The organism is Micromonospora sp. ABR4_055 (assembly GCF_056160425.1).
This window is the reverse complement of the sequence record NZ_JBSWXD010000261.1, coordinates 1-5,537: the sequence shown is the minus strand read 5'-3', so window position 1 is coordinate 5,537 and position 5,537 is coordinate 1. Positions and strand designations below refer to the sequence as shown.

The following is a 5,537-nucleotide window of genomic DNA, read 5'->3' as shown; positions in this document are numbered from 1 at the left end:
ACCCGACCCCGAACGGGGGCGCGGAGGTCGGGCCGCCCGCCCTGCGCACGCAGCCACAAACGGCGGTACGCCCACAGGGCCGCTGGTACGGACATCCGACGGCACACGTCGCCGAACGCCGGGATCGACGCCACCCTTCTTCAGGGCAGCAGTAGGCTGCTCGGGTGGCAGAACGAGTGGATGCTCGGATTGCAGGCGTGATCTTGGTCGATCCGGCAGGTCGAGTGTTGTTGCAGCTCCGTGACGGCAACACCCACGTAGACCCGCACCGCTGGTGCTTGCCGGGCGGGAACGTCGACCCAGGCGAGGACCCACTGACGGCCGCTCACCGCGAGCTGATCGAGGAGACCGGTCTCAAGGTGGATGAGCTGCACCTGTTCTGGCAGGGTCTCGCCCCGTCGGCGAAGTTTCCCGGCGCGGTTGGCGAGTTCTCGATCTTCTACGCGCCAACCGACGCCACCGACGAGGATGTGGTCTGCGGGGAGGGCGCCGCGATGCGATTCGTGGCCGGAACCGACGTGCGCGCCTTGGAGTTCGGCCAAGCCTACGGCGAGATCGTCCCGCGCTTCCTGGACTCTCCGCTGTACCACGAGCTGATCACCGCCGGCTGACCCACGTATCCCGGTTGACCTCGTACATCTCGGCCAGGATCGCCTCCACGTCGTAGCTGTACCACCAGTTCGGGTAGTGACTGGCGAACTTCGCCGTGCTGCCGACCCACCAAATGTGGTCACCGATCCGGTTCTCCTCGTGATACTCAGTGATCATCTGCTCGCCGGTGATCTTCTCGGCGAGTGCGGTCGCCTCCATCAGGCTGACGTGTGCGTACCTGCCGCCGCCCATGTTGTAGATCTCGCCTTGGCGTGGCGCGCGGAAGAACGCCTCGAACGCAGCGACCAGGTCGTGGGAGTGGATCGCGTCGCGGACCTGCTTGCCCTTGTACCCGAAAACGCGGTACGTGCGTTGCTCCATAGCGCAGCGCATCAGGTAGGCCAGGAACCCGTGCAGCTCGGCCGCTGCGTGCGCTGGTCCGGTTAGGGTGCCGCATCGGAACGTGGCGGTGTTGAGGCCGAAGTAGCGGCCGTACTCCTGCACCGCGATGTCCGCTGCGACCTTGCCGACGCCGAAGATCGAATGAAGGCACGAGTCGATGGGCATCTCCTCGGTGATCCCGTCGGCGTATTCGTGGCCGGGTTCGATCTCCCACCGGGTGTCCAGCTCGACGAGGGGAAGCTGGTTGGGGCGGTCGCCGTAGACCTTGTTGGTAGAGGTGAAGATGAACGCCGCGTCCGGGCAGTGGTTGCGGGTGTGTTCGAGCATGTTGACGGTGCCGACGGCGTTGACGTCGAAGTCCGTCAACGGTTCGCGTACTGCCCAGTCGTGGCTTGGTTGGCCGGCCGCGTGCACCACCACGGCGATACTGCTGCCGTAGTGGGCGAAGACCTTGCCGAGCGCGGTGCGGTCGCGGATGTCGTGCTCCAGGTGGGTGTACCGGTCTCCGAGCTCGTTGATCAGCTTGATGGCGTTGGGCAGTGTGGTGCCGTCTCTGCCGAAGAAGTACCGGCGCATGTCGTTGTCGATGCCCACGACGTCCAGGCCGAGGCTGGCGAAGTGGCGTACGGTCTCCGACCCGATGAGTCCAGCCGAGCCGGTCACGATGGCGACGCTCACGCAGTGACACTCCGTTCTTGGTAAGTGGTCCACATCCGGATCTGCTGCCGGGCGTGGTCGAGGTCCGCCGGGAAGTTGATGTTGTGCCCGGCGGGGAAGCCGATCGGCGCGACGAGCGCACCGCGCGGGATGCTCCAGGTGATGTAGTCGGCGATGCTGGTCGATCGGGCCGCGAAGTCCGGCGCATCGGCGACCATGCGTCGTGTCCAGTGCCATGCGCCCAACGGCACCAGGCCGGACGGTTGGGCGCTCCAGCTGACGGCGGTCACGAGTCCGCTGTCGTCGACCACGACGGCTGGTCCGTTCGGGTTGGCGCTGGCTGGTGCGACGCCCATGCACAGGTCGGCGTGCGGGCCGAGCCGGTCGGCGAGGATGAGGAAGTTCCGGAGGGCACCGGGATGGGTGATCGTGTCGGCCTCGATCACGCTGAACCGCTCGCCGTAGCGAGCGCAGTCCACTACGTCGGGCAGGTAGCCGGTCGGCGGGCCGATGCTGATCTCCACCGGTTGGAGGTGCCTGCAGGCAAGCGCGGCGGCCTTCGCGTCGGGCTCGCGCAGGTGCAAGTACAGCCGCGTGGGCCGGACAGATCGAAGCTCCTGCAAGATCCAGCCGAGGATCGGACGGTCCCCCACCATTTCGATGGTCTTGTGCTTGCCTCGCGCCACCGCCTGTAGCCGAGTGCCGAAACCACGGGCGAGGATGATCACTGGGTGGTCGACCACCATCACGGGCAGCGCCATCACGACCTCCCAGCTTCGGTGAGGAACACCGAACCGCCCGCCGTCAGTCCAGCCTGCGCGATCACGTCCATGACGTACTCGAAGCCGGATACCTTGCGGTCCTTGCCGTAGATCAGGTACTTGTCGCGGAACTCGGCCGGGGTGGCGTTGAAGACGATGACGTTCGCCCCGGCGTCGAACCCGCGGCGCTGACCGCCGTCGACGCTGGCGCGCATTGCGCTGACTGAAGGGATCGCCCATGCCGGCCGCGCGAGCCGCATCGCTGCGATCACGTTCAGGGTCAGCTCAACGTCCCCGGCGGGTGCGTCAGCCAAAGGCGTGTCCGGCGCGGGCACGAACGGGGCCGCCGACATCATGTGTACGCCCATGTCCCGGCACATCACGATGTCCCGCGCGATGCTGTCCAGTGTCTGGCCAGGCAGGCCGACGATCATCCCCGAGCCGACGCGGTAGCCGAGGTCCAGCAGGTCCGCCGTGCACGAGAGACGCCGGTCAAGGGCCTCGTGCCGCACCCGTAGGTGCAGGTTCGGGTCGGAGGTCTCGTGCTTGATGATGTAGCTCGTCGCGCCCTGCTCACGTAGCCAGGCGTACTTCGCACGAGTCTTGTTGCCGAGATTCAACAGCAGTTCCACTCTGCCGCCGTACAGGTCAGCGATCTTGGACAGTGCCGTCCCGACCGATCTGGTGGTCTGTGGTACCTCGCCACCTTGCAGGCAGATCACGTTGACGCCGAGGGCGTGCACGCCGATCGCCGTCTCGATCATCTCGGCAGGTGATTGGCGGAACACGTCGTTGGCGCGGGTGTTGGATCGACGCATCGGGCAGAAGTCGCAGTCGACTCGGCACAGGTTCGTCACCTCGATGACCGCGCGTACCACCACTTGGTCGCCGTACACGTCGGCGCGGACTGCGCGGGCCTGGGCGAACAGCCCTTCTCGTTCGGAGCCGCGCAGGGTGAGCAGGGCTCGGATGTCGCGTTCGTCGAGCAAGGGACTCTCCTCTTCATCGGGCGCGGTGGCGCGGAAAGGGAGCTACCGACGTCATGGACCGGTCGGCCGTAACGGGGCGTAGCCATACTCGCGCCCCTCGGAAGCATCGGGGAATGTCGTTCTGCCACCTCGGTGCCGAACTTCTGCCGAACTTGGCAGACCCAGCAGTGCCGGGAATCGGAGCAATGCGAGAGACTGGCACCATGCTGCTGAACGGCCGGCCGGTTGATCTAGATCAATTGAAGATCCTCGGTCTCTCCAACTACGGTCACTTCACGTCCATGCGAGTGGACGGCGGCCGGGTGCGCGGCTTAACGCTGCACCTTGACCGGCTGACGAGGGACTGTCGCGTACTCTTCGGCGCGGAACTCGATCGAGACGAGGTACGCAGCTATGTCCGCCAGGCGGTGGACGGTTCTGCCGAGTCGATCGTCGCCCGGGTCACGGTGTTCGACCCGGATCTCGAACTTGGGCATCCCGCCAGCGCATCAAGCCCTCAGGTGCTCGTCACGACGCGCCCAGCCTCGTTGGTTCCGCCGCAGCCGCTGACGCTCACCGCCTGCGCGTACGACAGGGACGCTCCAGCCGTCAAGCACATCGGACTGTTCGCGACGCTGTACCACCGCCGGCAGGCTCAGCTCGCTGGCTTCGATGACGTCCTGCTCGTGGACGGCGAGGGTTTCATCTCCGAAGGGGCGACCTGGAACATCGGCCTGGTCGAAGGCGACGAGGTCGTGTGGCCGCAGGCACCCGTCCTGCCGGGAATCACGATGGCGCTGATCCAGCAGGAGCGTGCGGGGCTTCAGCGCCGCGTCAACCTGGCGGAGCTGGATCGTTACACCGCAGCGTTTGCCACCAACGCTGCTGTTGGAGTCCGGGATATCGTCGCGATCGACGCGGCCCGATGGACCGATACGGTTCCGCTGATCGAGCAGATCCGCAAGGAGTACAGCGCCATCCCCGGCGAGCCACTCTGACAAGCTTCGCATCGAAACATGCAGCGACACTTGACCGGCGGCGAGGAAGTGGAGGAGTCGCAGGTGGCCACCGTACGTCAGTGGTCCGGCAGGGAGGTCCGGGCACTACGCGAAGCGCGCCGGATGAGCGTTCGCGAGTTCGCCGAGCACCTGGGCGTGTCAGACCGCATGGTGTCCAAATGGGAAGCTGGCGGTCAAGCGATCAAGCCACGTCCGATGAACCAGGCGGCACTCGACACCTCACTTGAGCGTGCCGGTACTGATGCGCAGGCACGCTTCGCGCTGCAGATCGATGCGTCAGTCATCGCATCGATACCCGAGCAGGCTCCGTCGCCCGAGACGGCGCATGTGCGTCATCCTGCGGACGGCAAGGCGATGGCGCTGGTCGACGCAGGTGTGTACCTCAGCGGCGCGAACAACGAACCAGTCTGGCTTCCCGCCTTCTACATCGACGTCCGTCCCACGACGAACGCGGACTATTCGCGGTTCATCGACGCGACCGGCTACAAGCCTCCCGGCCACTGGCCAGGAGGCATCTGTCCCTCGGAACTGGCCGACCACCCAGTGGTCTTCGTGACCTGGAAAGACGCGAGCGCCTACGCACGCTGGGCGGACAAGAGCCTGCCGAGCTCGCAGCAGTGGGAGAAGGCAGCGCGTGGCCCGACCGGCAGCGTCTATCCCTGGGGCAACCAGCCGACCCCTGCCAAGTGCAACGTCCGCGAAGGCGGCATCAGGGACACCACGCCCGTCGGCCGCTACCAGAGCGGAACGAGCATCTACGGGGTCTTCGACCTGTGTGGCAACGTCTGGGAGTGGTGTCGGACGGAGACGACACCGGGCCGCTTCGAACTCAAGGGCAGCGCTTTCACCAGCGGCTTCGAGCGAGCCACACCCTCGAACTTCAACGACGCCGACGCCTCGATGCTCGACGACGACACCGGTTTCCGCTGCATCGTGGTGGCCGACGCTATGCAGGCAGTACTGGCCGTCTGACGCGCAGTTCGTGCCCCAAAGGACTTCCGGCCGCAAGCGCGTCAGAGACAAGCAACAGATGGGTGTCCTAGCGTCAGCGGCGGTGGGCGGCGCCGTCGAGGCGGTGGCGGGCGATGGTGAACAGTTCGGCGATCTCGGCCGGCAGGCGGGCGGCGGTTTCCCGGTGC

Annotated in this window: 6 protein-coding genes; 3 read left to right on the top strand and 3 right to left on the bottom strand. The window is 66.2% G+C overall.

All coding sequences use genetic code 11. The features are described 5' to 3' along the window. Positions 1 to 176: 176 nt before the first annotated feature. Positions 177 to 611 carry an NUDIX domain-containing protein gene (locus ACXAHD_RS31350; RefSeq protein ID WP_281555423.1) on the top strand — a complete coding sequence of 145 codons (435 nt, stop codon included), beginning with the start codon at positions 177 to 179 and terminating at the stop codon, positions 609 to 611. Here the strand turns inward: ACXAHD_RS31350 and ACXAHD_RS31345 are convergent. From ACXAHD_RS31345 to ACXAHD_RS31335, 3 genes are read right to left on the bottom strand one after another with little or no spacing between them, the layout of a single operon-like run. After that, positions 598 to 1,671 (bottom strand): NAD-dependent epimerase/dehydratase family protein, encoded by a 1,074-nt coding sequence (locus ACXAHD_RS31345; RefSeq protein ID WP_475055048.1) that lies wholly within the window; start codon positions 1,669 to 1,671, stop codon positions 598 to 600. The two genes, ACXAHD_RS31350 and ACXAHD_RS31345, sit on opposite strands and share 14 nt — an antisense overlap. Beyond that, complete coding sequence (locus ACXAHD_RS31340; RefSeq protein ID WP_475055046.1) at positions 1,668 to 2,411, bottom strand: glycosyltransferase family protein; 744 nt, start codon at positions 2,409 to 2,411, stop codon at positions 1,668 to 1,670. The genes ACXAHD_RS31345 and ACXAHD_RS31340 overlap by 4 nt, the downstream gene beginning before the upstream one ends. Then, positions 2,411 to 3,400, bottom strand: a complete 990-nt coding sequence (locus tag ACXAHD_RS31335; RefSeq protein ID WP_475055044.1) for a biotin synthase BioB — start codon at positions 3,398 to 3,400, stop codon at positions 2,411 to 2,413. The genes ACXAHD_RS31340 and ACXAHD_RS31335 overlap by 1 nt, the downstream gene beginning before the upstream one ends. A 203-nt stretch (positions 3,401 to 3,603) precedes the next feature. Here ACXAHD_RS31335 and ACXAHD_RS31330 point away from each other — a divergent pair, with 203 nt between their 5' ends. After that, on the top strand, positions 3,604 to 4,377 hold the full coding sequence (locus ACXAHD_RS31330; RefSeq protein WP_475055043.1) for an aminotransferase class IV family protein: 774 nt from the start codon (positions 3,604 to 3,606) through the stop codon (positions 4,375 to 4,377). 18 nt (positions 4,378 to 4,395) lie between these two features. Further along, positions 4,396 to 5,370, top strand: coding sequence for an SUMF1/EgtB/PvdO family nonheme iron enzyme (locus tag ACXAHD_RS31325; protein ID WP_281553186.1), 975 nt, complete (start codon positions 4,396 to 4,398; stop codon positions 5,368 to 5,370). The last annotated feature ends 167 nt before the right edge of the window (positions 5,371 to 5,537 follow it).

Bases quoted from the DNA above. Each gene is read 5' to 3' on its own strand.
- ACXAHD_RS31340 (WP_475055046.1), bottom strand. From the start codon at position 2,411: ATGGCGCTGCCCGTGATGGTGGTCGACCACCCAGTGATCATCCTCGCC.
- ACXAHD_RS31330 (WP_475055043.1), top strand. From the start codon at position 3,604: ATGCTGCTGAACGGCCGGCCGGTTGATCTAGATCAATTGAAGATCCTC.
- ACXAHD_RS31325 (WP_281553186.1), top strand. From the start codon at position 4,396: ATGCAGCGACACTTGACCGGCGGCGAGGAAGTGGAGGAGTCGCAGGTG.